The 25,590-nt window shown below is 72.1% G+C and carries 18 protein-coding genes and 1 pseudogene; 6 read left to right on the top strand and 13 right to left on the bottom strand.

The window, feature by feature from the left end; translation table 11 throughout:
* Positions 1–118: 118 nt before the first annotated feature.
* Entirely contained in the window at positions 119–1,138 is a 1,020-nt protein-coding gene (locus AB0D46_RS02975; protein ID WP_362875493.1) for a PP2C family protein-serine/threonine phosphatase, read from the top strand.
* Between the two features lie 19 nt (positions 1,139–1,157).
* Here AB0D46_RS02975 and AB0D46_RS02980 read toward each other — a convergent pair whose 3' ends face one another.
* The 9 genes from AB0D46_RS02980 to AB0D46_RS03020 form a co-directional block, all read right to left on the bottom strand.
* Entirely contained in the window at positions 1,158–2,120 is a 963-nt protein-coding gene (locus AB0D46_RS02980; protein WP_362875494.1) for a TauD/TfdA family dioxygenase, read from the bottom strand.
* Between the two features lie 100 nt (positions 2,121–2,220).
* Positions 2,221–3,171, bottom strand: coding sequence for an AEC family transporter (locus AB0D46_RS02985; protein WP_362875495.1), 951 nt, complete (start codon positions 3,169–3,171; stop codon positions 2,221–2,223).
* On the bottom strand, positions 3,159–4,073 hold the full coding sequence (locus AB0D46_RS02990) for an aminotransferase class IV (protein ID WP_362875496.1): 915 nt from the start codon (positions 4,071–4,073) through the stop codon (positions 3,159–3,161). The genes AB0D46_RS02985 and AB0D46_RS02990 overlap by 13 nt, the downstream gene beginning before the upstream one ends.
* Before the next feature lie 10 nt (positions 4,074–4,083).
* Positions 4,084–4,905 (bottom strand): hypothetical protein, encoded by an 822-nt coding sequence (locus AB0D46_RS02995; RefSeq protein WP_362875497.1) that lies wholly within the window; start codon positions 4,903–4,905, stop codon positions 4,084–4,086.
* A gap of 9 nt (positions 4,906–4,914) precedes the next feature.
* A complete protein-coding gene (gene asnB / locus AB0D46_RS03000; RefSeq protein ID WP_362875498.1) occupies positions 4,915–6,714 on the bottom strand; it encodes an asparagine synthase (glutamine-hydrolyzing) in 1,800 nt (599 codons plus the stop codon).
* Positions 6,715–6,752: 38 nt separating this feature from the next.
* The gene (locus tag AB0D46_RS03005; RefSeq protein ID WP_362875499.1) at positions 6,753–7,724 is read right to left on the bottom strand and encodes a peptidase; all 972 of its coding nucleotides are present in this window, start codon (positions 7,722–7,724) and stop codon (positions 6,753–6,755) included.
* Between the two features lie 2 nt (positions 7,725–7,726).
* On the bottom strand, positions 7,727–9,097 hold the full coding sequence (locus AB0D46_RS03010; protein ID WP_362875500.1) for an ATP-grasp domain-containing protein: 1,371 nt from the start codon (positions 9,095–9,097) through the stop codon (positions 7,727–7,729).
* Positions 9,094–12,969 (bottom strand): amino acid adenylation domain-containing protein, encoded by a 3,876-nt coding sequence (locus AB0D46_RS03015; RefSeq protein ID WP_362875501.1) that lies wholly within the window; start codon positions 12,967–12,969, stop codon positions 9,094–9,096. Before AB0D46_RS03015 ends, AB0D46_RS03010 begins: the two co-directional genes overlap by 4 nt.
* A gap of 245 nt (positions 12,970–13,214) precedes the next feature.
* Positions 13,215–14,441 (bottom strand): MFS transporter, encoded by a 1,227-nt coding sequence (locus AB0D46_RS03020; protein ID WP_362875502.1) that lies wholly within the window; start codon positions 14,439–14,441, stop codon positions 13,215–13,217.
* A gap of 514 nt (positions 14,442–14,955) precedes the next feature.
* Between AB0D46_RS03020 and AB0D46_RS03025 the strand changes: the two genes are divergently transcribed.
* Both AB0D46_RS03025 and AB0D46_RS03030 read left to right on the top strand, forming a co-directional pair.
* A complete protein-coding gene (locus AB0D46_RS03025; RefSeq protein WP_362875503.1) occupies positions 14,956–16,092 on the top strand; it encodes a glutamate--cysteine ligase in 1,137 nt (378 codons plus the stop codon).
* Between the two features lie 210 nt (positions 16,093–16,302).
* Positions 16,303–16,806 (top strand): cupin domain-containing protein, encoded by a 504-nt coding sequence (locus AB0D46_RS03030; protein ID WP_362875504.1) that lies wholly within the window; start codon positions 16,303–16,305, stop codon positions 16,804–16,806.
* 24 nt (positions 16,807–16,830) lie between these two features.
* Here the strand turns inward: AB0D46_RS03030 and AB0D46_RS03035 are convergent, their stop codons facing one another.
* Both AB0D46_RS03035 and AB0D46_RS03040 read right to left on the bottom strand, forming a co-directional pair.
* Positions 16,831–17,565, bottom strand: a complete 735-nt coding sequence (locus AB0D46_RS03035; RefSeq protein ID WP_362875670.1) for an NPP1 family protein — start codon at positions 17,563–17,565, stop codon at positions 16,831–16,833.
* A 441-nt stretch (positions 17,566–18,006) separates the two neighbouring features.
* Positions 18,007–18,633, bottom strand: coding sequence for a hypothetical protein (locus tag AB0D46_RS03040; protein ID WP_362875505.1), 627 nt, complete (start codon positions 18,631–18,633; stop codon positions 18,007–18,009).
* A 135-nt stretch (positions 18,634–18,768) separates the two neighbouring features.
* On the opposite strand from AB0D46_RS03040, the gene AB0D46_RS03045 reads away from it, so the two are divergent.
* From AB0D46_RS03045 to htpG, 3 genes are read left to right on the top strand one after another with little or no spacing between them, the layout of a single operon-like run.
* Entirely contained in the window at positions 18,769–19,446 is a 678-nt protein-coding gene (locus tag AB0D46_RS03045; protein ID WP_362875506.1) for a response regulator transcription factor, read from the top strand.
* On the top strand, positions 19,439–21,085 hold the full coding sequence (locus tag AB0D46_RS03050) for an ATP-binding protein (RefSeq protein ID WP_362875507.1): 1,647 nt from the start codon (positions 19,439–19,441) through the stop codon (positions 21,083–21,085). The genes AB0D46_RS03045 and AB0D46_RS03050 overlap by 8 nt, the downstream gene beginning before the upstream one ends.
* Positions 21,078–22,991 carry a molecular chaperone HtpG gene (gene htpG, locus AB0D46_RS03055; RefSeq protein WP_362875508.1) on the top strand — a complete coding sequence of 638 codons (1,914 nt, stop codon included), beginning with the start codon at positions 21,078–21,080 and terminating at the stop codon, positions 22,989–22,991. Before AB0D46_RS03050 ends, htpG begins: the two co-directional genes overlap by 8 nt.
* A gap of 124 nt (positions 22,992–23,115) precedes the next feature.
* On the opposite strand, the pseudogene AB0D46_RS03060 reads toward htpG, so the two are convergent.
* Together AB0D46_RS03060 and helR are read right to left on the bottom strand one after the other, a co-directional pair.
* Positions 23,116–23,250 (bottom strand): annotated as a pseudogene (locus tag AB0D46_RS03060) (polyketide cyclase /reductase); the annotation flags it as partial.
* Between the two features lie 17 nt (positions 23,251–23,267).
* Positions 23,268–25,451 carry an RNA polymerase recycling motor ATPase HelR gene (gene helR, locus AB0D46_RS03065; protein WP_362875509.1) on the bottom strand — a complete coding sequence of 728 codons (2,184 nt, stop codon included), beginning with the start codon at positions 25,449–25,451 and terminating at the stop codon, positions 23,268–23,270.
* Between the last annotated feature and the right edge of the window lie 139 nt (positions 25,452–25,590).

The following is a 25,590-nucleotide window of genomic DNA, read 5'->3' on the forward strand; positions in this document are numbered from 1 at the left end:
CCCTCCACCGGAGGCCGCGGCAGCACCCCGCACCTATGGTGGGAGGGTGATCGAGTCTGGACGGCCGCGGCCCCGTCGGCGCTACGGCCGGGGGACGCTCGTGCGGTTGTCTCCGATCATGCTGACCATCGTGATCGCGAGCCTGGCCTACGCCACCCCGCCGGAGATGGCCTTCAGCCGCCTCCTGCCGGCGGCGCCGGCCCTCGCGGCCGCGATGTGGCCGGTCCTGCCCACCGTCCTGCTCGGCACGGTGTGCCTGTGCCTGATGATCGGCCTGGGCATGGTCTTCCCCGACCTGGGCACGTGGTGGACGGCCGCCGGCATCGTCGCGGTCACCGTGGCCGCCGCGTACGGAAGCCACCTGCGGCTCCAGCGGGAGCGCACCCTCTTTCAGGTGCGGCTCGTCGCCGAAGCGGCGCAGCAGGTGGTGCTGAGCCCCCTGCCGCGCCGGTTCCGCAACATCGAGATCGAGTCCCTGTACCTCGCGGCCGCCGCGGAGGCCCGGATCGGCGGGGACTTCTACGAGGTCGTCGACACGCCGTACGGGGTCCGGCTGCTCATCGGTGACGTGCGGGGCAAGGGGCTGCCGGCGGTGGGGGCGGCCGCGGCGATCGTCAACGCCTTCCGGGAGGCCGCCTACGGCGAGGCCGACATGGTCGACGTCGCACGCAGGATGGACGCCAGCAGCACCCGCTACAACTCCGCCTTCCCCCCGGAAGGCCCGATGGAGCGCTTCGCCACCGCCCTCCTCGTCGAGATCCCGCACGAGGGCGGGCGCATCGGCATCCTCAACTGCGGACACCCCCCGCCACTGCTCCTGCACAGTAGCCGGCTCCGCGTCCTGGAGTCGGCCGTTCCCTCGCCCCTGCTCAGCCTCGCGGAACTGATCGGCGATCACTACAACGTGGACACGTTCGACTTCGCGCCCGGTGACCTGCTGCTCCTGTACACCGACGGGATCGCCGAGGCCCGCGCCCGCGACGGCGAGTTCTTCCCGCTGGCGGCCTGGATGCGCGGGCAACCCCCGGCGGCGCCCCGCGAGCTGCTCACGGCCCTGCACCGCGACCTCCTCCGCTACAGCCGAGGACGCCTCGACGACGACGTCGCCGCCCTCGCCGTACGGTTGCGGCTGCCCTGAGCCGGCCCGCCGCGGAGCGCTACCAGGCTTCCAGCCGGTCCCCCGCGACGAGCTGCGAGGTGAACCCGTCCGGGCCGGTGGCGGGCTCCCCGAGGACGGTCACCCGGTGCATGACGCGGTCGACGTCGAGGTGGCCGAAGTCGGTGGGGGCGAAGTGGCAGGTGCTCCGGTTGTCCCAGAAGGCGATGCTGCCCGGCTCCCAGCGGAAGCGCACCGTGTACTCGGTGCTGGTCATGTGCTGGAACAGCAGGTCAAGCAGGTGGCGGCTCTCGATCTCGCTGAACCCGACGATCCGGGTGGTGGACCCGGGGCTGACGAACAGCGCCCGCTCCCCCGTCTCGGGGTGCACGCGGACCACGGGGTGGACGGCGGCCTGCGGGTCCTGGCAGTAGATGTCGAGGATCTCCCGGTCACGGGCGTCGGAGTGGCGCAGGTGGACGCCGGTGAAGAAGGCGTGCTCGGCCCTGAGGGTGTCCACGAGGTCGCGCAGCTGCGGCGAGAGGGCCTCGTAGGCGGCGACGGTGTTGGTCCACTGGGTGTCGCCGCCGAACGGCGGGGTGGTCTCGGCGCGCAGGATGGACAGGTCGGGCGGGTTGACCGCCTGGGTGAGGTCGCTGTGCCAGCCGGCGATGGGCGAGACCCACTTGCGCCGGTAGTGCTCCTCGAAGTTCTTCCCGTACCGCTCGACGTCCGCCTTGGCGTCCACCGTGAGGATCTCGGGGAAACCGTCGGGCGAGACGCCGTGCTTCTTGCCGGGGCGGCGGGTGAGGGCGCCGAAGCGGCGGCCGAAGGCGACGTGGCGGGCGTGGTCGAGGTGCTGGCCGCGGAAGAAGACGACGCGGTGCGTCAGCACGGCCCGGCGGATCTCGGCGACGGTGGCGTCGTCGAGATCCTCCCGCAGGTCCACGCCGGAGATCTCGGCGCCTATGTGTCCGGCTGTCTGCCGGACGGTGATCCGGCTGGTCCGTACTGTCTGGGTCACGGTCGGGCCCACCTTTCGGATGGTGGTGAAGGGGAAGGTGAAGGGGAAGGGACTGCGCGGGCGGGGAGGACGCGTCGGGACGGGACCGACCGCCGCGGCCTCAGCCGAAGTGGACGGTCCACTGCACCCACAGGGGCAGCACGAGCAGCGACGCGAGGGAGCTCTTGACGACGAGTTCCGCCGACAGGGCCACGTCGACGTCATAGCGCTGCGCGAAGATGAAGAGGTTCTGCGGGGCCGGCATCGCGGCGATCAGCACCAGGTAGGCGAGCCAGTCCCCCTCGACGCCGAAGACGTAGCGGCACACCGCCCACGCCATGAGGGGGAAGACCAGGCACTTGAAGGCGACGAGCCACACTTCTTCCGGCGTGGTCCCGCGCAGCCTGAGGCCGGCGCCGCCCAGGTGCAGGCCGAGCGCGAACAGGGCCACCGGGGAGGCGCTGTCGCCGACGAACGCGAAGCCGTCCAGGACCGCCCGCGGCAGGTGCACCGAGAGCAGGTTCAGCAGGATGCCCGCGTTGCAGGCGAGGACGACGGGCGTCACCAGCGAGGCGCCGACGGCCCGGGCCAGGCGCGCGCCGGGCCCGCCGGTGCGCTCCGGCCGGCCCAGCTCCATGATCGAGATGACGACGAGCGACAGCACGCAGACCTGGAACAGCAGCACCGGAAAGATCGGCGCCGCGTTGCCGAAGAGCATGATGAAGACCGGTACGGCGAAGTACGCGGTGTTCACCTGGACGCCCGCCATGATGCGCAGGGCGACGCCCCGGGGGTCCAGGACGCCGAACAACCGGGCCGCGGTGCCCACGACGACCACCGCGCAGGCGGCGGTGGCCGCGTAGCCGCCGATGGCCCGCCAGTCGAAGAGGGCGGCCAGGTCGCTCGCGTAGATGTTCCCGAACAGGTAGCAGGGCACCGCGAAGAGGAAGGCGTAGTCGGCGAAGACCTTGGAGCTTTCGGCCGGTACGACCTTGCGTCGTGCGAGGAGGACGCCGCAGCCGAAGGCCAGGACCACCGGCAGCAGCTTCTCCAGGGCGGTTACCGCCCCCATGCGTTCGGCACCTTCACCTGGCTCCGGCCTGCGATCAGGTCGTGGTAGCCGGTGATGAGCCGTCCGATCACGTCGTTTCCGCTCAGGTCGTAGTGGTGGTCGTCGATGCGGGCGACGGGAAGGATCTCGCAGGCCGTGCCGCAGATGAAGGCGCCGTCGGCCTCGGCGGGGAAGCCCGCGTCCAGGTCGCCGATCTCGTACGGGATGCCCTCGTGGTCGGCGATCGCCAGGACGCACGCCCGGGTGATGCCGTCGATGGTGCACCGCGTGGTCGGGGTGAGGAGGACGCCGCCCCGGGTGAAGAAGACGTGGGCGCCGGTGGCCTCGACGATGTGGTCCTCGTCGTCGAGGAGCAGGGCGTCATCGAAGCCGGCCCGCAGGGCGTGGTTCTTGCTGATCGTGCCGATCATGTAGTTGCCGGCGGCCTTGCTCTTTACCGGGGCGTGGCGCGGGGAGGGCCTGCGGTACTCGGCGGTGACGAGGGAGATGCCCGTACGGAGGGCGTCGGCCGCCGCGTAGTAGCCCGCCGGGATCTCCCACGCGGCCACGGAGGTGTGGACCGAGGTCCGCAGCGCGGCCGTCTGGATGACCTCGGAGCCGCGCCAGGCGTTGACACGGACGTAGCCCTCGGTGATGCCGGCCTTGGCGATGACGTCGAGGGTGGCCCGGTGGAGGGTCTCCTCGTCGTGTTCGAGGTCGAAGTCGAGGATCCGCGCCGAGGTCCGCAGCCGCGCGAGGTGTTCGCGGAGCATGAAGGGGGCGCCGCCGTAGACGCGGACGCCTTCGAAGACGCTGCTGGCGTAGTGCAGGCCGTGGGTGAGGACGTGGAGCGTGGCGTCGGCCCAGTCCACGAGGCGGCCGTCGAGCCAGATGTGGCCGGTTCGCTGGTCGAAGGGAATCAAGGGGGGCACCTCAGAGCGCAAGGTCGAAGAGCGGGTTCTGGAGATCACCGACGAGGGCGACGAAGCGCCGCTGGTGCGGGGTGAGGCTGCGCACCGACACACCGTGCAGGGCCAGCGGGTTGATGGGGTACATCACGAGCGTGTTGCTCCGGTACGGGACGGTGGCGACCTCCTCGACGTAGCGCGGATCGATGTCGAACCGGTTGTCGCCGTACTCGGAGGCGCTGGTGGTGAACTTGTGGGCGCCCTCACGGTACTTGTAGAGGACGAGGTCGCCGCCGATGGCGTCGTCCTCGGCGAGGCGCATGTAGAAGAGTCCGCCGAACAGCTTGTACGGCTTGTCGACGTGGGGGCCGCGGTAGGCGGAGGGCCGGCCGGTGACGGCCGAGTTGATGACGGCGGTGCAGTCCATGAGGATGTCGTGGGTGTCGAAGCCGTCCCGGTTGCGGCGGCCGACGCGCAGGTCGCGCAGGGGGCCGCACTGCTTCTCGGCGTCGGGCAGGTTGGCGAGCAGGTCGTCCTGGAACAGGTCGAGGAACTGGGCGTAGAACTCGGGCGACGCGTGGTAGGTGACGAAGTCCTTCCACACCTGGGCCATCGCCTCGTCCCGGAGGATGGGTTCGGACATGTAGTTGTAGCGTTCGTTGGACGTGATCTCCTTGCCGATCCGCGTGCCGATGTACTCGACGTCGGGCATCGAGGCGGCCAGCGCGTCGTACAGGGGCTGGGGCAGCGCGTCGCTGATCACGATGTGCGGGAACGGGTCGCGGCGGATGTCGTCCTTGGTGACGCCGGCCAGCAGCGAGCGGATGGGCGGGGTGGACTGGGACATGTCTGTCTCCTACGGGGTGAGGTTCCTGGCGGAGAGCCAGGTTTCGAGCATGAGCAGGGACCAGAGGACTTCCGCGGTGTGCGCGCCCGGGTTCTCGGACTGCATGCGGAACAGGTCCCGGACGACGTCCTGACGGACGTGGTCGCGGTAGCGGGCGCCGGGGGCGAGGAGGGTGTCGCCGATCAGCTCGTGCAGCGCCTCGCCGGGCTTGATCATCGCCGCGATGGGGAGGGTGAAGGGCTGCTTGGGCCGGTCGATGACGCTCCGCGGCACCCAGCGGCGGGCGGCTTCGGAGACCGGCGCCTTGACGGTGTCGCCGACGACCTTGAGCGCGGTGGGCAGGGCGTGGGCGAGGCGCATCACGGACGGCTGCAGGAAGGGGATCCTGGCCTCCACGGAGTGGGCCATGCTCAGGTGGTCGACGCGGCGCAGGATGTAGTACGGGAACCGTTCGAACTGGTCGTAGCGCAGCAGCGTTTCCAGCTTGTCGAGTTTCCCGGTGCGCGCCCGGCGGTCGAGTTCGTCGCCGACGCGGTCGCCGAAGAGGCCGCCGTTCGCGGCGAGGTGGGCCCGGTGGGCGGGGGTGTAGAGGCGCTCCAGGGTGCTGGTGCCGATGGCGGCCATGGTGTCCTGGTAGCCGCGGTGCCAGGTAGCGGAGTCGTCGCGGGCGGCCTTGACGAAGCGGGTGTACCCGCCGAAGAGTTCGTCGGCCCCGTCACCGGTGAGGGCGACCTTGAACCCGGCCTCGTGGATGGCTTCGAACAGGGCGAAGGTGCTGAGGCTGTGCGGGGCGTTGTTCGGTTGGTCCAGGTGACGGACGAAGCGGTCGACGAGCGAGGGGAAGTCCGCGGGGTCGAGCAGGACCTGGTGGTGGCGGGTGCCGCTGTGCCGGGCGGCCTCGGCGGCGAAGTGGCGTTCGTCGGCCGGCCAGTCGCCGCGGTAGGCGACGTTGAAGGAGGCGAGGTCGGGTACGAGGGAGGCGGCGATCGCCGAGGTGTAGCTGGAGTCGAGTCCGCCGCTGGTGATGACGCAGACGGGGACGTCGGCGTCGAGCATCCGGGTGAGTTCGTGGCGCAGCGTCGCGTCGAGGATCTCGGCGGCCGCGCCGAGGTCGGGACCCGTGGTCGGCCAATCGGGTTCGGCGGGTGACAGCGGGGCCCGGGTGAGGGTGAGCCGTCCGTCGGCGAAGCGCAGGGTCGTGCCGGGGACCATGGTGTGGACCTTGGCGTAGGCGGTGTCGGGGCCCCAGAGGGCCCGGCCGCCGAGGTAGCGGTCGATCGCGAGGGGGTGGAGGGCGTCGGGGAAGTCGGGGAAGCGGGAGAGGGCTTGGAGTTCGGAGGCGAAGCAGAGCCGGCGGCCGTCGGCGGACAGGTAGTAGTACAGGGATTTCATGCCGGCGTGGTCGTTGAAGAGCTTCAGGCAGGGCTCGGCGCGGCGGTCGACGACGGCGATCGCGAACATGCCCTCCAGCCGGGCGACGAAGGCGTCCCCGTGGCGTTCGTACAGGGGCAGCAGGACGTCACCGTCGCAGTCGCCCTCGAAGGTGTGGCCGGCCGCGACGAGTTCGGCGCGCAGTTCGCGGTGGTTGTAGATCTCTCCGTTGAACACGCACGTCATGTCGCCGAGGACGAAGGGTTGCCGTCCGTGGTCGATGCCCTGGACGGCGAGCCGGTTGTTGCCGAGCGCCCAGGTGGCGGCGGTGTGGACGGTCCGGTCGTCGGGACCGCCGTGGTGCATCGCCCGTGCGACGGCGTGCAGGACGTCGCGTTCGACGGGTTCCCCGCCGAAGTGGCCGTAGATGCGGCACATGCTGGTGACCTCTGTCTGTGTGCTGTGGGGAGCCGGGCTCAGGGGCCGACGGGCGTCAGGTGGAGGCCGGAGGGGCTCTGGCGGGCCTCGGGGTGGTGCCGGTCGAGGAACTCGGTGACGATCTCGACCTGACGCAGGATGTCGTCGAGCTGGTTGAGGGTGGGGCTGACGCCGTGCCCCTCCAGGGCGCTGTTGCCGGTCTTGAGGTAGATCGGGGCGGCCACCCGGACGAACTCGGGTGCCTCGTAGGTACGGACGAAGCCGCCGGACATCCGGGGGTTGTCGACGTGGCAGTCGAGCGGGATGGACACCGCCTGGCGCAGCGCCGCGATCATGGGCAGGGTCAGGTCGCGGACCGGGTTGAAGCTGTCGGCCCCGAGCATCTCCAGCATCTGGGCGGAGGCGGCGTTGCCGTGGCCGCAGTGGGCGGAGACCTTGAGGTGGATGTCCGGGGGGAGTTCACCGGCTGCGCGCAGCCGGTTCAGCACCCACAGCAGGCCCTCGTCGTAGATCACGAAGCCGCGTACGCCGAGTTCGAGACCGCGTTTGACGTCCTCGACGGCCCGCACCATCTGTTCCTGGCCGCGCAGCCGGTAGCCGATCCGGACGCCCTCGGGGGTCTGGACGCTGCCACCGGTGTCGTAGCTGGCGCGGGGGCCGACCGACATCAGGATCTCGGCCCCGTACTCCCGGCCGAGGGCGACGTACTCGCCGATCTCCCGGGCGGTGTGCCGGTACATGCCGCGGGTCTCGGTGATCCGGTTGATGGTGAAGCCCCGGCGGCGGCTTTGCGACAGGAGGGTCTCGGCGGCCTGTACGGAGTTGACGGTGGGCACCTCGACGCGGAAGTGGCAGCCGTCTTCGAAGGTCTTGCCCGAGCTTTCCGTGGCGGCGGGGTCGGCGTCCGGGAGTCCGAGGCCGGCGAGCTGCGCCCGGGTCTCGGCGAAGAAGGGCCGGCTGGGCGCGGCCTGTGCGGGGGCCGCCGCGGGGGCCGTGGTGGGTGTGGTCATGGTCATCCCGTCACCTCGATGCCGAGCAGGTCCGCCGTCCGTTCGACGATCTGCTCCGCGATCCCGATCGATGTCGCGTGGTCGGCGTGTACGACCTGTACCTCGCCGAAGTTGCCGAGGTTGCCCCGGCAGGCGGGCAGCACGTCGCCGTCCGGGAAGCGGACCGTCAGCGCGTGCAGGGAGTCCCCGTAGTCGGTGGCGGCCCAGTCCAGGGCGGGCCACCGGTCGGGGCGGGGGGCCGGGTCCGCGGCGCCGAACCAGCGGACGGTCGCGTACCGGTCGAAGGTGGGGGTGCGGGGTTCGATCTCCTCGTCGAGGTGGACGCGGACCAGCAGGTCGAAGATGTCGCCGCCACCGGCGAGCCGGTAGAGGTTCGGCAGGCAGGACCCCATGATGCGCGGGTTGAGTTCGATGAGCCGGGGGCGACCGTCGGCGCCGAGCATGATCTCCACGTGGAAGATGCCGAGGCGCAGGTCGAGGGCGCCGACGACGGCCTCGGCGAAGGCCATGACGGCCGCGTGGTCCGCGGCGCCGATGGCGGCGGGGATGGTGGTGCCGGTCTCCAGGGCCTCGTGGCGGTCCCAGGTCGAGCGTTCGCTGACGGCCAGCGGGAGGAAGCGGCCGCGGGAGAGTCCGATCTCGGCGGAGACGAAACGGCCGGTGAGGTACTCCTCGACGAGGATGCCCGCCTCGTACGTGACCTCGTCGCCGACGGCGCGGGCCACGGTCTCGCGCAGCGCGGCTTCGTCGGGGACGACGTGGGCGCCCTCGCTGGCGGAGCCGCGGGCGGGTTTGACGACGACGGGGTAGCCGGTGGTCGCGGCGAAGGCGGCGGCCTCGTCGAAGCCGGTGACGACGGTGTGCCGGGTGCTGTCGACGCCCGCGGCGGCGAGGACCTCCCGGCAGCGGTGCTTCAGTTTGGCCGCGCGGGCGCCGCGGACCGCGGTGAAGGGGACGCCGATCTCCTCGGCGATCTCGGCGACCGGTACGACGAGCGCGTCGACGGTGGCGACGAACCCGTCGACGGGCCGGCGGCGGTGGACGTCGAGGACGCAGGCGCGCAGGGCCTCGTGGTCGGTGGCGTCGTCGAGGACGTGCACGGAGTCGACGAACGCGCCGTAGGGCGAGGCGTCGAAGTCGATGTTCTGGGACTTCTCCATGCGCAGCGAGCGGATGAGGGTGACCTGGTGGCCGAGGCGTTTGGCCGCTTCGAACGCGGGTGCGTTGCCGGTCTTCCAGGTGACGAACAGGACGTGTTTGGCGGTGACTTGTACGGGAGCGACTTCTGCGGGAGCGACTTGTACGGGGGTGACTTCTTCGGGAGTGACGGCTGTGGCCGTCGCGTGTTCGCGGGTTGCGCGGGGCGTTGTCATCGGACCTTCCTGGCGAACCTCTGGCCGATCCGCACGAAGGCCGGGAGGCGGGTTCCGGGGGCGGGGATGAAGGAGATGGAGCCGGCGAGGACGTTCTTCTTCGACATGGAGCTGAAGCCGCCGGCGCCGGAGAGGACGAGGTCGCCCTCGTCGAGGCGTTGCCACCGGCCGTCCCGGCCGCGCTCGGAGTACTCGTACCCGAGGTGTTCGCGGCCGGGCAGGACCGTGAGCCGGTAGCCGTCGGAGTCGTACTGGCCGGCGCACGCGTCGAGGTCCAGTTCGAAGGGGCGGCCGGTGCGGATGAGGCCCTCGCCGGTGAGGGCGCGCAGCAGGTCCTCGTAGAGGCCGAAGGCGGGGTAGGCGTTGGCCAGCAGGATCAGGAAGGTGCGCTGCTCGGGGAAGATCTGGACGAAGTTGTGGTGGCCGCTGCCGTTGGAGTTGAAGCCGAAGGCGGTCGGTCCGAACATCAGCCAGCCCAGGCCCCAGGCGTGCATGAAGTGGTGTCCGGGGACGTCGATCTGCGGGGTGCGCATCTGCGCGGCGAGGTCGGCGGACAGCAGCCGCTCCCCGCTCGGGGCGACGCCGTCGTGGAGGGCGAGGATCGCGATCCTGGCGAGTTCGTCGAGGGTGAGGCAGACGGAGAAGGAGCCGGCCGCGTCGTCGGCGATGGTCTGGGGCGGCGGGTCGTGGCGGACGTAGCGCTGTCCCGCCTCGCTCCACAGGTAGCCGGCGGAAACGGTGTCCCCGTAGTGGCCGCCCTCGGTGAAGGTCTCGGGGATCTCCTTGATGCCGAGGGGGGTCAGCATCAGCTCGTTGACGGCGCGGCGCCAGGGGACGCCGAGGAGCTTCTCGATGAGCGCGGCGACGATGGAGGTGCCGCAGGCCGAGTACGCGAACACCTCGCCCGGTTCGAAGAGTTGACCGTACCCGGAGAAGGTGTCGAGGTAGCGGTCGAGGTCGGGGAGGTCGGTGTCGTGCCAGACCTCGTAGGAGTCGTCGATCCCACTGGTGTGCGACAGGAGTTGACGCAGCGTCACGTCGACGGTGCGGCCGTCGCTCCGTCGGAAGGCCCGCGGCAGCAGTGTGGCGAGGGACTCGTCCAGGCCGATCAGACCGCGGTCGACCAGACGCAGGGCGGTGAAGGCCAGCATCGGCTTGGTGATGCAGGTGACCCGCTGGCGGGAGGCCTCGCCGCGGGGGGCGCCGGTCTCGACGTCGTCGACGCCGTGGTGGACGAACCGTAGGGTGCCGTCGACGTACACGGCGGCGGCGGCACCGGGGACGCCGTGGCCGAGGCCGGAGGCGTGGAGGGTCTCGGCGACGGCGGTGAGCCGTGCTTCGGCCCCCTGCTCGGCGGTGGCGACGGGGGTCTGTTCGCGCTTGTGGCGCAGCAGTCGGGCCTGGGCCGTCAGGGTGCGGTGCTCGTAGATCTCGGCGACGCGCACGGTGCGGCCGGCGGCGTCGCCGAGTCGGGCGGCGAGCAGGTTGGCCAGCAGCGAGTGGCCGCCGACGGAGAAGAAGTCGCGGTCGGCGCCGAGTTGGGCGACGCCGAGCAGGTCGGTCCAGACGGCGGCGACGGCGGCCTCGTCGGGGTCGTCGGTGGTGAAGGCGCGGTCGGCGCCCTCGTGGGCGCTCCAGTCGACGGCGCGGGCGGCGAGGGCCTTGCGGTCGACCTTGCCGTTGGGCAGTTGCGGGAGCCGTTCCTCGACCAGGATCCTGGCGGGCTGCATGTAGTGCGGGAGCTTGCGGCGCAGGTGGTCGGCCATCGCCTCGACGGGGACGTGGGCGCCTTCGAGACCGACCCAGCAGACCAGCCGGGTGTCGTCGTCGGTGCGGACGGCGAGGGCCGCGACGTCCCGCAGGCCCACGACCTCGCGGAGCACGGACTCGATCTCGCCGAGTTCGACGCGGAAGCCGCGGACCTTGACCTGGTTGTCCTTGCGGCCCATGAACCGCAGTTCGCCGTCCTCCGTCCAGCAGGCCAGGTCGCCGGTGCGGTAGAGGGTACCCGCTGGTAGGTGCGGCGGGGCGGGGACGAACACGGCGGCGGTGCGCCCGGGGTCGTTGATGTACCCGTCGGCGAGGCCGGCCCCGCCGAGGTGGAGCTCACCGACCACGCCACGGGGCACCAACTGCCCGCGGGCGTCCAGGAGGTGGGCCACCGTGTTGTGGACGGGAACGCCGATGGTCGGGCTGCCGGTGACCGGGCCGGTGAAGCACTTCCAGGTCGAGTACGTGGTGTCCTCGGACGGTCCGTAGAGGTTGTGGAGCCGTTCGACGCCGGTGGTCGCGAAGGCGGCGTTGACGAGTTCCTTCGCCAGGGGTTCACCGGCCACGTTGAGGACCGTCGTGCAGGCGGGCACGGCCGACCGCTGGAGCAGCACGTTCAGGGCGCTGGGGACGGTGTTGACCAGGCTCGGGCGCAGGGTGTCGTCCTCGGTGAGGGCGAGGACGTTGTCGACGACGACGACCCGACCGCCGGTGGTGAGCGGGGCCCAGAGCTCGAACACCGAGAGGTCGAAGTTGAGGGAGGTGGCGAACAGGACCCGGGCCAGGTCCGCCGGTCGGTAGGTGTCGCGGGCCCAGGCGAGCAACGCGGCCACGTTGCGGTGGCTGATGACGACGCCCTTGGGCAGGCCGGTCGAGCCGGAGGTGTAGATCAGGTGGGTGGTGGCGGCCGGGTCGACGTCGACCTCCGGCGGGTCGGGGCGTTCGGCGCCCGCCTTCTCCCACAGTTCGCCCCAGGGCAGGGCGGCCGCGGGCACGGTGTCGAGCCAGGGCGCGGGTCCGGAGGCGGCCGGGGTCGCCGCCTGGGTGCCGGGCGCGTCCTCGTACACCACGGCGGCCATGTCGGCGGTCGCCGCGATGTCGCGGAGCCGGTCGGCGGGGTAGGCCGGGTCCAGGGGGACGTAGGCGCAGCCCGCCTTGTGGACGGCGAGGAGGAGGCAGACGGTGCGGTGGGTGCGGGCGACGGAGACGCCGACGCGCGAGCCGGGCGCGACACCGTGGGCCAGCAGGGCGCGGGCGATCCGGTTGGCCTGCTCGTCGAGCTCGCGGTAGGTCAAGGTGGCGCCCCGCCACTCCACGGCCGGGGCCTCGGGGGTGCGGGCGGCCTGGGCCTCGACGTGCGCGTGGAGCGTCGTGTCGTGGGGGTAGGGGCGGGCGGTGGCGTTGAGTTCCGTGAGCAGGTGGCGCGTCTCCGCCGGCGAGATCACGGCCAGCTCGCCCACCGGGGCCGTGGGACGGCGGCACGCGTCGAGGAGGAGCGTGCGGTAGTTGGCGGCCATGCGGGAGACGAACGCCTCCGTGAACAGGGCGGCGTCGTACGTCAGGGCGAAGCGGACGGTGTCGGGGGTCTGCTCGACCTCCAGGAGGAGGTCGAGGCCGTCGGGCCGCGGGGCCGCCGCCCCGGTCCGGTCCGGGGTGTCGCGGCTGAGGAAGCCGACGCGCAGTCCGGTGCCGAGGTCGGCGGGGACGTCGGCGCGTTCGGCGTCGCGCGTCGCGGCGCGGTGGCGGGCGGAGAGCGCGGCGGTGAGGGTCACGAAGGTGACGTCGTCCCCGATGCGGGAGCGGACGGCGACGGGATGGACCCGGTCGGGGTCCCTCGGGCCGCCGGCGCGGGCCAGGACGAGGTCGTCCTGGCCGCTGTAGCGGTGCAGCAGCACGGTGAACGCCGCGTTGAACAGGTCGGCCGCGTCGAGCCCCCGGGCCTCGACGAACTCGCTCAGCGGCTGGAAGGCGTGGTCGGTCCAGGAGTGCGTGAGCTGTGATGGCGACGGCGACGCGCCGCCCGCGTCGTCCCGGACGGGGAGCTGGAGGGCCGGAGCCGCGTGCGGCGTCTCTTCGGGCGCGGCGGATGTGGCGGCAGGCATTTCGCCCACGGACGTGATTCCCCTCGTTCGATGGCGCTTTTCAGGACTGCGGGCAATGAGGAGCGGTATTCCCGCGCGGTGCGGTGCACGGAAAAGCCGTCCGGATCGGTGCGCAGACCTTCCGGAATGCGCGCACGCCGACGGAACCCGGGAACCGGGCGGGCGTGCACGGCGTGAAATGTCGGATGGACCGGATGGTGGAATGGCGGAGCAATGTCCGAAAGGGTGGGAAGAGCAGCCGGGATTTACGAGGCGGCGGGCTCGCGGGTGCGCGCGGATCGTCCGACGCGGTCGGCCCAGCGCGCGACGGGCGGCATCAGGGCTCCGACCGCGGCGAAGCCGACGGCCATGATCAGCCACCCGACGGCGCCGTGCTCGATGGCCAGCCAGGTGAGCAGGGCGGGCGCGATCATCTTGCCGAGGTCGGCGCCCATCGCGGCCGTGCCCTGGTACTGGCCCTGGGCGTGCTCCGGGGCGAGGCCGAAGGACATGCCCCAACTGCCGGCCGACTGCCGGATCTCGCCGAGGACGTGCGCCAGCGCGCCGGCGACGAGCAGGGCGCAGGCGACGGCCGCGGAAGCGCCCTCGGTGAGGGCGAAGATCACGCAGGCGACGCCGAGGCACAGTGACCCGGCCCGGGACGCCCGCGCCGCGGCGCCCGGTTCGTCGGTTCCGCGCGCGGCTCTGACCTGGAGCAGGACGACCGCGACGGTGTTGGTGATGAGGATGACGGCGATCATCCAGCGGGGCGCGCCGGTGTGGTGGAGCACCCAGAGCGGCAGGACCACGTCCAGCAGCAGGTTGTGCATGGAGAGCAGGCCGTCCAGCACGACGAACGTGAGGAAGGGCCGGTCGCGCAGGACGACCAGGGCGGGCCCGGGTCGGGCCGGTTGTGGCGGCACGGCCGGGAGAAGCAGCGTGAGCAGGCCGGTGGCCAGGTACGTGGCGGCGTTGAGCACGACGGCGGCCCGGTAGCCGGCGGGCGTGTCGACCACGAGCGCCAGGCCGGCGAGGGCGGCCCCGACGGAGACGCTGACGTTGCTGGTGGCCCGCAGGTAGGCGCGGACGGAGACCCGGTCCTCGGGTGGGATCAGTCCGGCGACCATGGCCATCCGGGCGCTGCGACTGGCGCTGTACGCGACGGCCTGTAGGGACAGCACCAGCAGGTACTGGCGGAACCCGTCGACGAACAGCAGGGCGGCGGTGAGCGGTCCGAGGCCGAGGAAGGACCAGATCTGCACGGCCCGCGGGCCGATCCGGTCGGCCAGGTGGCCGCTGGGAGTGCTCAAGGCGAGCGCGACGCCCGCGGCGACACCGACTCCGATGCCGAACTCGCCGGGTGAGAGCTTCAGGACGGACGTGGCGTAGATGGCGTTCAGCGCCATCCACATGCCTTGTCCGAGGGTGTGCACCAGCGTGACGCCGGTGAGCGTGCGGGCAGGGCCGCGCTTCGGGAGCAACCGGGTCAGCATTGCCGTACCACGTCACTCGAATTGAATTGTCCGGACCATTTCTCGCCCGCCAGGATCACTGACACCGCTCCGACCTCTCGTTCAGCACCATTGCCAACGACAAGATTCGGGAATTTCCCCCGTAGATACCCGGCCAAGATCGTCGGCCGGACACGAAGACCCATTAGAGACAGTGCCGACGTGGTGCGTCCAGAGAATTACTTGTGGCGCTCGTCACACACGAATAGCGCCCCGAGAGGGCGGTAAATTCTTGGTGAAATCATCCGGAGCAATGTCGCGAACGTCCGCACTACTCGCCGGTAGTGGCGCGAGCGCCACGCCACGAGGGCGCCGGCTTTGGTCGAGGGCGCGTCGGCCACGGGCCGACCGAGGGGTCCACCGCACGTCCACCACGGATCGACCGCGGGTCGACGGCGAGAACCGGCCGACAAACGGAACGCTGTCTCTCGGGTATACCGGGCCGCGAGCGGGGCAGGCGGAGATCGGTTCGATCCATGACGAGACAGGCGGTCGTATGCGCAGCGTAGGTGTCGAAGAGGAACTGCTGTTGGTGGACGCCGACAGCGGCGAGGCCCGGGCCCTGTCGGGGGCGGTGCTCGCCGCCGCCGACCGTGCCTGCGCGCCCGCCGACGGGGAGGGCCGCACGGGCGGGGACGCGGCCGAGGGCCACACCTTCGAGGCGGAGCTCCAGAAGGAGCAGGTCGAGTTCGCGACCAAGCCGGTGACGGAGATGGGCGAGCTCCACGAGGAGATCGTCCGCTGGCGCGGCGAAGCCGCCCGGCACGCCGCCACCGCCGGCGGGCTCGTCGTGGCGGTCGGCACCTCGCCGTTGGCGGTACGGCCGTCCCTCAGTACCGGACCGCGCTACGAATGGGTGGCGCGGCAGTTCGGCATGACCGCGCAGGAGCAACTGACCTGCGGCTGCCACGTGCACGTGTCGGTCGAGTCGGACGAGGAGGGGGTGGCCGTCCTCGACCGGATCCGGCCGTGGCTGCCCGTCCTCACCGCGATGAGCGCGAACTCGCCGTTCTGGCAGGGCGAGGACAGCCTGTACGCGAGCTACCGCAGCCGGGTCTGGAACCGACTGCCCTCCGCGGGCCCGGTGGACGTGTTCGGTTCCGCGGACCGCTATCACGAAGAAGTGGCTGCCATGGTGGGCACGGGTGTCCTCCACGACACCGGGATGATCTACTTCGACGCCCGACTGTCGGCCTCGTACCCGACCGTGGAGATCAGGGTCGCGGACGTCGCCCTGCACGCCTCCACCCCGGTCCTCCTGGCGGCGCTGGCACGGGGACTGGTGGAGACCGCCGCCCGCGCCTGGCGGGCCGGGGACCCTCCCGCGAGGATCAGCACCAGCCTGCTGCGGCTGGCCTCCTGGCAGGCCGGCCGCTCCGGACTCGACGGGCCCCTCCTCCACCCGGAGACCATGCGGGAGGCCGCCGCGGAGGCCGCCGTCGAGGCGCTCTACCAGCACGTCCGCGAAGCACTCGTCGACCTCGGCGACGACGACCTCGTCCGGGCGGGCATCGCCGAGCTCCTGGAACGCGGCAACGGGGCCCGCGTCCAACGCTCCTTGCTGCGCGCGGAGGGCAGCCTGGCAGCGGTGGTACGACAGTGCGCGCGCATCACGACCGGGGACGGCGGCTGACGCGGTGCGCCGCCCCGGGCGCGGGCGCGTCGCCGTCGCCGTCGGCGGCGCGCCGGGCCGGGCCGGCCGCCGCCCGGTGATCGCGGGCCGCGGTGGCCTTTCACCGCGGCCCCGTAGGGTTCGTGCGACGGGCCCCGGCTCGCGCCGTCGGGCGCGGTGCTCGCGCCGGCCGGGCGCGGTGGAGGAGGCCGACCGATCGAAGGAGGCCGTATGCCCACCGCGCGGGACTGGATCAACACCCTCGGCCTGGAACCGCACGTGGAGGGCGGGTACTTCCGACGCACCTTCCAGGCCGACCACCGCCCGCGCACCAGGACGCCCCGCGGTGAGCGCTACACCCTGACCTCGATCCACTACCTGCTGACCAGTTGGTCACCCGTCGGGCACTGGCACCTCAACGAGTCCGACATCCTGCACTTCCACCACCACGGCGAACCGATCACCTACCACCTGATCCACCCGGACGGCCGGCACACCACCGAGGTCCTCGGCCATGACCCCGGCCGGGGGCAGTCCCTCACCCTCGCGGTGCCCGGCGGCGTGTGGAAGGCGTCGCACCTCACCGCCGGGGACCACGCACTGATCAGCGAGGCCGTCGCCCCCGGGTTCGACTACGCCGACATGACCCTCGGCCGGACCGCCGACCTGCTGCGCCGCTTCCCCCAGCACGCCGCACTCGTACGCCGTTACTGCCGCCCGTCTTCGGAGCGGTGACGGCAGCCGGCGGGCGCGGACGCCCTACGCGTTCGGGTCGAAGGGGATGCCGGCCGGTTTGGCCTTGGCCAGGTGCGAGGAGAACGAGCCGTCCTTGAGGCCGAAGTGGGCGCTGCCGAAGTCGGCCCGGGTCAACGTGTCCCGTAGGCCGGGCGGATAGCCGTTCCATCCGACGAGCGCCGGGAACTGCCAGGTGCGCTCGTGGTTCTCGGCCGGTTCGTCGTTGGTGTTCGCCGCGCGGAAGCAGTGGGTGCCGATGCCGTCCTTGTGGTAGACGACCTTGGCGTGGTTGCCGTCCCAGCGGATCCGGTCCCGCGCGTGGACGACGAAGTCCCCGTGGGCCGACGTCGCCACGTACTTCGCCTCGTTGCCCTGGATCCACACCACGACGTGTTCCCAGTCGTGGCGGTGGCCGCCGAGGCTGATGCCGGGGATCGCCTGGTCCTTCTCGAAGTACAGCGCGTACACGACGGCGCACCAACCGTTGTTGCAGGTCGATCGGGAGTAGCTGTTGGTGTTGTCGAGGTCCGAGGCGTCCCGGCAGTTGCCGTTGAGGGCGCCGGTGGGACTGAGTCCGCCGTTCAGCGCTCCGGTGGAGCCGATGGCCGGCGTCGGGTAGCAGCCGTCGGTGTCGTAGTCGAAGGCGGGCTGGTACGTCAGCTCGATCGCGTCGGCGTTGACCGGTAGGCCCGGCGGCGGCGCGGCGAACGCCGGTGGGGAGACCCCGACCACGAGGGCGAGGGCCGCGCCGGCGACCACGAACGATCTGCTCGTACGACGGTACGTCCGCACGGTACGCCTCCTGGCCGGCCGGGCGCGGGCGTGAGCACGGGGTCCGTCCCGAGCCGAAATCCGAACGCCCGGAGCATCATTGGTCACGCAGCCCCATCCGGCAAGGGTGTGCGTCCAGTGAACTGCCCTACAGGTGCGCGGAGTTGGTGCTCAACAGCCCCCTGCCGCCGCACCGCTCCCCCGTAGCACCGCGCCCGCGACCAGAAGGGTCACCCGATCGTCGCCACCGCTGCGTGGTCTCCTTCACGGCCACGCCAGGTACTCCTCCGAGGCCTGCACGGGCGCCGGCACGATCCACCGCGGTCCTCCTCCGTCGGGGGCGCCCGACCCCGTCCACCGCGCGGGGCGGTCGGGCCCCCGGTCGCAGTCGTCCACCACGCGCCGCGGCCGGGGCCTGCCGCCCTCGCCCTACCGGTCCACGGGGGTGTTGCCGGTGATGGCTCCGTCCGTGCCGGACACCGTGACGGAGTGGCGGACGCCGTCCGGGCCGAGGACCACCGCCAGCCAGGCGCTGCCCCCGCCTTGCTGCGCGACCACGCGCAGGCTCTCCACCTTCCCGCCGGTCACCGCGGCCGCCGCCTTCGCGGCCGCGTCGCCGATGGCCAGGGAGGGCAGCGGCGCCGGGGCCGCCTGGGCGGCGCCGCCCCGCCCGCCCGGGGCCGCCGGGCCGCCGAACGCCCCGTGCTTCTCGGGGCCCGCCCGGTGACCGCGACCGGGGGCGCCTTCGGCCCGGTACTCCCCCGGCCCGCCGGGGCCCGGCGCGGTCCGGATCAGGCGCGGCCCGTCCTGGCGGTCGTGGTGGTGCTCGGCCGCCGCCAGGGCCGCCACTCCCCCACCGACGACCACCACGGCGATGCCGACCGCGGCCCAGCGGGCGCCGTTGCCCCGGGGCACCAGCCGGCCCACGGCCGCACGCCCCCGGGAGCCGGCGGCCGGTGCGCCGTCCTCCGGCGCGGACGGGCCGGACGGGCCGGACGGGCCGGGCCTCCCGGACGGTTCGGGTTGCGCGGACGGCGGGATGGACGAGTCAGACATACCGTTGCTCCTCAGGACAACCGGGCGCTTCACCCGGCGGGTTCCCGAGCATGCCGAGCCGATCCTGAAGCCCTGCTGAAGCCGGCTGAAGACCTCTTCAGCCTCCCGCGGCCCGGGCCTGAGACCCTGTTCGGCATGCGCGTACTGGTGGTGGAGGACGAACGGCGGCTGGCCGTGGCCCTGCAGCGGGGGCTTCAGTCCGAGGGATTCACGGTCGACGTGGCCCACGACGGCCTTCAGGGCCTGTGGATGGCCACGGAGCACGACTACGAGCTGATCGTGCTCGACATCATGCTGCCCGGCCTGAACGGCTACCGCGTCTGCGCGAAGCTGCGCGCCGCCGGCAACGAGTCGGGGATCCTGATGCTCACCGCGAAGGACGGCGAGTACGACGAGGCGGAGGCGCTGGACACCGGCGCCGATGACTTCCTGTCCAAACCGTTCTCCTACCTGGTCCTCGTCGCCCGGCTCCGGGCCCTCGCGCGGCGCACGGGCCGCCGCAGCCCGCAGGTGCTGCGCTGCGGCGACCTGGTGATCGACCCCGCCCGGCGTTCGTGCGCCCGCGACGGCACCGACATACGTCTCACCGCCCGGGAGTTCGCCGTCCTGGAGTGCCTGGCCCGGCGCTCGGGCGAGGTGGTGCCCAAGCGCGACATCCTGGAGCAGGTGTGGGACAGCGCCTTCGAGGGTGACCCCAACGTGGTCGAGGTGCACGTCAGCGCCGTGCGGCGGAAGATCGACGCGCCGTTCGGGCGGGCCGCGTTGGAGACCGTGCGCGGGGCGGGCTACCGACTGGCGGCCGACGGTGGCTGAGCGTCCCCCCGCCGGCGCCGATCCCCGCGGTCCGCTGGCGGTACGCGGCCTGCGGCCGCGCGGCCTCCGGTTCCGTGATCTGCTCGGCCACGGGTCGATGGCGCGCGGGCGCGTCCTGCGGCACCGGCTCCGCAACGGTCGCCCGGCCGTCGGCGTACGCGCGCTCGGCGGCGCGGCGCTGCTGCGGTGGCCGGGGCTGCGGCGGCTGTGGCCCACCACGGTGCGGGCCCGGGCGACCGCGGGGGCGTGTCTCGTCGTGGCGGCGGCCCTGTCGCTGGCCTCGTTCGCCCTGCTCGGCCTGCTGGAGGCCAACCTGCTGCGCAACGCGGAGAACGACGCGCGCCGGCAGGCCGACAGCGTGGCGCAGCTCGCCGCGGCCGGCCGACTGGACCGGGTCCGACCGATGGCCCGCGGCGTCGAGTTCGTCCAGGTCGTGGGCGCCGACGGACGCGTGCTGTTCGCCACGCCCAACCTCATCGACGTCCCCGCGTTCACCGCGTTCTCCACGGCGAACCCCGGCCCGCCCGGGGTCCGCTTCCAGACCTGGCGGGTGCGCCCGTTGGGCGGCGACCACCGGCAGCGGGTCGTCCAGGTGGTCACCGACACGCCCAGCGGCCCGGCCGTCGTCTACGCCGGGGCGTCCCTGCGCGACGCGGACGCCGCCGACGACACGACCACCGCCGCCCTCGTGATGGGCATGCCGCTGCTGCTGGCCACCGTGGCCCTGGTGACGTGGCGGGTGACCGGCCGGGCGCTGCGGCCCGTGGAGGCGATCCGCGCCGAGGTGGCCGAGATCTCCGACCGCGATCTGCACCGCCGGGTGCCGGTCCCGGCCACCCGCGACGAGGTCGCCCGCCTGGCGCAGACCATGAACACCACCTTGGACCGGCTGGAGGCCTCCGGGGCCCGTCAACGGCAGTTCATCGCCGACGCCTCGCACGAACTGCGTTCCCCCATCACCGTGCTGCGCACGCAGTTGGAGGTGGCGCTGGCCGTACGGGACCCGGAGCTGTGGCCGGAGCTCATCGGTGGTGCCCTCCAGGACGTCGAGCGGCTGCAGCACCTGGCCTCCGACCTCCTGTTGTTGGCCCGCATCGACGCGGCGCAGCCCGTGGCCGCCGCCGATCTCGATCTGACGGCGTTGGTGGACGAAGCCGTGGGGGTGCGGCCGGGCGACCGGGTTCCCGTACGCCGGCGCTTGGAAGAGGGCGTGCGGATCACGGGCAGCGCCCTGTGGATCGGCCGGATCGTCACCAACCTGCTGGACAACGCGCAGCGTTACGCGGACCGGCGGGTGGAGATCACCCTGCGCACCACGGGCGGCCCGGGCCCGCGTACGGCCGTGCTGGAGGTCACCGACGACGGTCCCGGCATCCCGGCGGCCGACCGGGAGCGGGTCTTCGAGCGCTTCACCCGGCTCGACGACTCCCGTAGCCGCGATCACGGGGGTGCGGGCCTGGGCCTCGCCATCGCCCGGGACCTGTCGGCCCATCACGGCGGCACACTGACCGCCGAGGACGCCGCGCACGGCGCCCGCCTGGTCCTGCGGCTGCCGGTCGCGCCGACGGGCCTTGGGAGGGCCGGCGGCGCGTCTATCATGCGAGGGAACCGGAAAGAAGGGAGCTCCCAGAGTGGGTAGCAGTGTCGAGACGCTCGAATTCCAGGCCGAGACGCGTCAGTTGCTTCGCTTGGTGATCCATTCGATCTACTCGAACAAGGACATCTTCCTGCGCGAGTTGATCTCGAACGCCTCGGACGCCCTGGACAAACTGAGGTTGGAGTCACTGACCGACGCCGATCTCGGCGCGGACACCTCCGATCTGCACATCACGTTGGAGACCGACCCCGACGCCCGCACGCTGACCGTCCGGGACAACGGCATCGGCATGACCCGCGACGACCTCGTGGAGCTGATCGGCACGATCGCCAAGTCGGGCACCGCCGGCCTGCTGGAGAAGATCAAGGAGGCCGACGACGCCGCCGCGGCGCAGAGCCTGATCGGGCAGTTCGGCGTGGGCTTCTACTCGGCGTTCATGGTCGCGGACAGGGTCACCCTGCACACCCGGCGGGCGGGCGGCGAAGAGGGGACCCGGTGGGAGTCCGACGGTGAGGGCACCTACGAGATCCAGTCCGTCGACGGTCTGCCCGTGGGTACCTCGGTGACCCTGCACCTCAAGCCCGTCGACGGTGAGGACGGGCTGGCGGACTACCTGGACGAGCACAAGATCCGGCAGATCGTGAAGCAGTACTCGGACTTCATCCGGTGGCCGATCCGGATGACGGTCGAGCGGACCGACGCCGAGGACGTCACGACGAGCGACGTCGAGACGCTCAACTCGATGAAGGCGATCTGGGCCCGGCCGCGCAGCGAGGTGACCGAGGCCGAGTACCACGAGTTCTACCGCCAGATCAGCCATGACTGGCAGGATCCGGCCGAGACCATTCACATGCGGGCCGAGGGCAACTTCGAGTACGAGGCCCTGCTGTTCGTGCCGTCGCGGGCGCCGTTCGACCTGTACTCCCGGGAGAGCAAGCGCGGGGTGCAGCTGTACGTCAAGCGCGTGTTCATCATGGACGACTGCGAAGCGCTGATGCCGAACTACCTGCGCTTCGTCAAGGGGGTGGTGGACGCCCACGACCTGTCGCTGAACATCTCCCGCGAGATCCTCCAGCACGACCGGCAGATCCGCAGCGTGCGCCGACGCCTGGTCAAGAAGGTGCTCGGCGCCCTCAAGACCGTGCGCGACAACGACGCCGAGCGCTACGCGGAGTTGTGGGGCCAGTACGGTCGGGTGCTGAAGGAGGGGCTGCTGGAGGACGTCGACAACACCGAGGCCCTGCTGGAGCTGGTGTCCGCGGACTCCACGCACGACAAGGGGACGACCACCACCCTGCGCGCCTACGTCGAGCGCATGCGGGAGGGTCAGGACACCATCTACTACCTGACGGGCGAGAACCGCACCACGGTGGAGAACTCGCCGCACATGGAAGCGTTCGCCGCCAAGGGCTACGAGGTGCTGATCCTGACCGACCCGGTCGACGAGGTCTGGACGGACCAGGTGCCCGCCTTCGACGGCCACCGGTTGCAGTCGATCGCCAAGGGTCAGGTCGACCTCGGCGGGTCCACCGGGGACGACGAGGACGCCGAGTCCGGGGCGAAGCGCGACGAGGAGTTCGCCGCCCTGCTGCCCTGGCTGACCGCCGCGCTGTCGGACGAGGTCAAGGAGGTCCGCCTGTCGTCACGGCTCACGACGTCGGCCGCGTGCGTGGTCGGTGACGCCGACGACATGACTCCGACCCTGGAGAAGATGTACCGGGCGATGGGTCAGCAGATGCCCCCGGTCAAGCGGATCCTGGAGCTCAACCCCACGCACCCGCTGATCACCGCGTTGCGCGCGGCGCACGGCGCGAACGCGGACGACGCCTCCCTGAAGGAGATCGCGGAGCTCGTGTACGGCAGCGCGCTGCTCGCCGAGGGCGGCGACCTGCCCGACCCGGCCCGCTTCACCCGGCTCCTCACCGAGCGGTTGACCCGCGGCCTGTGACCGGTGGGGTGCGGCCCGCTCGCCACGGGCCGCACCCCGTCGCCCGGTCCCGTCGCGGGCCGGGCGCCCCAGGAGGCGACATCACGGCCGCGGGCGCGCGGTGGCCTCGGCGGTGGCCTTGAGGTCGCCAGGACGGCCGGCGCTCGATGTCGGTCTGGATCTTCCAGACGGTGCGCAGCGGCGCGTCGATGAGGATCTCGGCCCGGTGCCGGACGCGTGCGTCGGGGTCGACGCCGACTCCGCGGTGGTGAAGGGCAATAGGTTCCGTGACACCCTCTAACGCGCGGGCTGCCCGGGGGTGGTCAGGATGACCAGTTGTCGGGTCGCCCGGGTCATCGCGACGTAGCGGTCCACCGCGCCCTCGACACCCGTGCCGAAGTCCTGGGGGTCGACGAGGACGACCAGGTCGAACTCAAGGCCCTTCGCCAGGGCCGGGGTCAACGAGCGGACGCGCGAGGTCTCGCGGAACGCGGGGGCGCCGATGACGCAGGCCACCCCTTCGGCGTGCGCCGCGAGCCAGTTGTCGACCGCCGACTTCAGCTCCGTCACGGATCCGTGCACGACCGGAAGTCCGCTGCTTCGGACGGACGTCGGGACGTTGGCGTCGGGGATCGCGGCACGGATGACCGGCTCGGCCCGCGCCATGACCTCTTCCGGGGTGCGGTAGTTGACGCTCAGCGAGGCCATCGTGATCCGGTCCAGGCCGACCCGCTCCAGCCGTTGCCGCCAGGACTCGGTGAATCCGTGCCTGGCCTGTGCCCGGTCGCCGACGATGGTGAAGCTCCGGGACGGGCAACGCTCCAGCAGCATCTGCCACTCGGCGTCCGTCAGTTCCTGGGCCTCGTCCACGACGATGTGCGCGAACGGCCCGGCGAGCGGGTCCCGGTCGGTGTCGCCCGGCGCCGTCCCCTCGATCAGGCTGTCCTGGAGGTCCTTGCCGCGCAGCATCGTCACCGCGCCCTCGCCGTCGACGTCGGCGGCGAGCACGCTGTCGATGACCCCGGCCATGCGCTCGCGTTCGGCGGCGACGGACGCGTCGTGGCGGCGCTTGCGCAGGGACGCCCCCGGGTCGCCGAGCCGCCGGCGTGCCGCGTCGAGGAGCGGCAGGTCGGACACCGTCCAGCGGTGGGCATCCGCCCGCTGGAGCGTCCGCGCCTCCTCCCGGCTGAGGTGGGGAGCGCACCTGCGCAGGAAGGCGGGCACCGACCAGAGGTCCGCGACGAGTTCGGCCGGTTCGAGCGTCGGCCAGGCCCGGTCGAGGGCGGCGGTCAGTTCCCGGTTCCGCAGCAGCGACGTGCGGAACAGCTCGGGCGGGACGTCCTCCTCGTCGCCGTCGTTGTCCCACCGGTGCTTGTCGAACAGGATCGTGATCAGTTCCGTCCGGATCTGCTCGCGGGCCTCGTTGTGGGCGGTGCCGGGCTCCACCGCCTCGAACGCCGTGGCCCAGTCGTCGGCGGTCAGCGGGATGTCGGACCAATGGGTGGTGACCGTCATGCCCCGGGCGGGCGGCTCCTCGTACATCCTGACGGCCGCCTCGACCGCCTTCACCAGGTCCGCGGAGGACTTCAGCCGGGCCACCTCGGGGTCGCTCTCGACCGCTGCCGCGGCACCTTCGGCCACGAGGTCCCCGAGGGTGCAGGTCTGCACGCCCTCCTCGCCGAGGCTGGGCAGGACATCCCCTACGTAGGCCAGGTAGGGGCGGTGCGGACCGACGAACAGCACGCCGCCACGGCGGTGCCCGAGCCTGGGGTCGGAGTAGAGGAGGTGGGCGGTGCGGTGCAGGGCGACGACGGTCTTGCCCGTTCCCGGGCCGCCGTCGACGACGAGCGCGCCGCGGGATCCGGCCCGGATGATGGCGTCCTGATCGGCCTGGATGGTGCCGAGCACGTCCCGCATCCGGGACGACCGGTCGCCGCCCAGAGTGGCGATGAACGCGGACTGGTCGTCGAGCGCGGCATGTCCTTCCAGCCCCTCGGCGGTGAACACCTCGTCCCAGTAGTCGCCGATCCGGCCGCGGGTCCAGCGGTACCGGCGGCGGCTGGACAGACCCATCGGGTCGGCGTGGGTGGCGGCGAAGAACGGCTCGGCCGCCGGGGACCGCCAGTCGATGAGCAGGCGGTCGCCCGCGCCGTCGGTGAGACCGAACCGTCCGACGTACAGGGGCCGGCCGTCGTCGGCGCCGACCATGCGGCCGAGGCACAGGTCCCACCCGAAGCGGCGCAGCACGCGCAGCCGCGCGGTCAGCCGGTGGATTTCGCTGTCCCGGTCCATCGCCCCTCGGCCGATGCCGCCGGGCGCCCTGCGCGCGGCGTCGAGTCGCTCGGACACCTCGGCGATCGTCTGCCGGAGGCCCTCGGCGACGGCCGCGAAGTGCTGTTCGTCCCCGGCGGTCAGCTGGGGGTCGGCCTTGGCCGAGAGGTGGTCGGGGAGGTCGAACACGCTGGTGGTCAGCGGGTGCACGGATACGGCTCCGATCTCGGGGTCGCGCGCTCGCGACCTTGCTGCGCGGCGGGTGGGGGGTGTGCGAGTGCGGGGACGCGGATGCGATGCCGACGGCTTCGGTCGGTCGATCGCGTCCCCCGGCCCGTGCCCATGGGCT

Source organism: Streptomyces sp. NPDC048383, from assembly GCF_040651775.1.
In the GTDB taxonomy this organism is placed as follows: domain Bacteria; phylum Actinomycetota; class Actinomycetes; order Streptomycetales; family Streptomycetaceae; genus Streptomyces.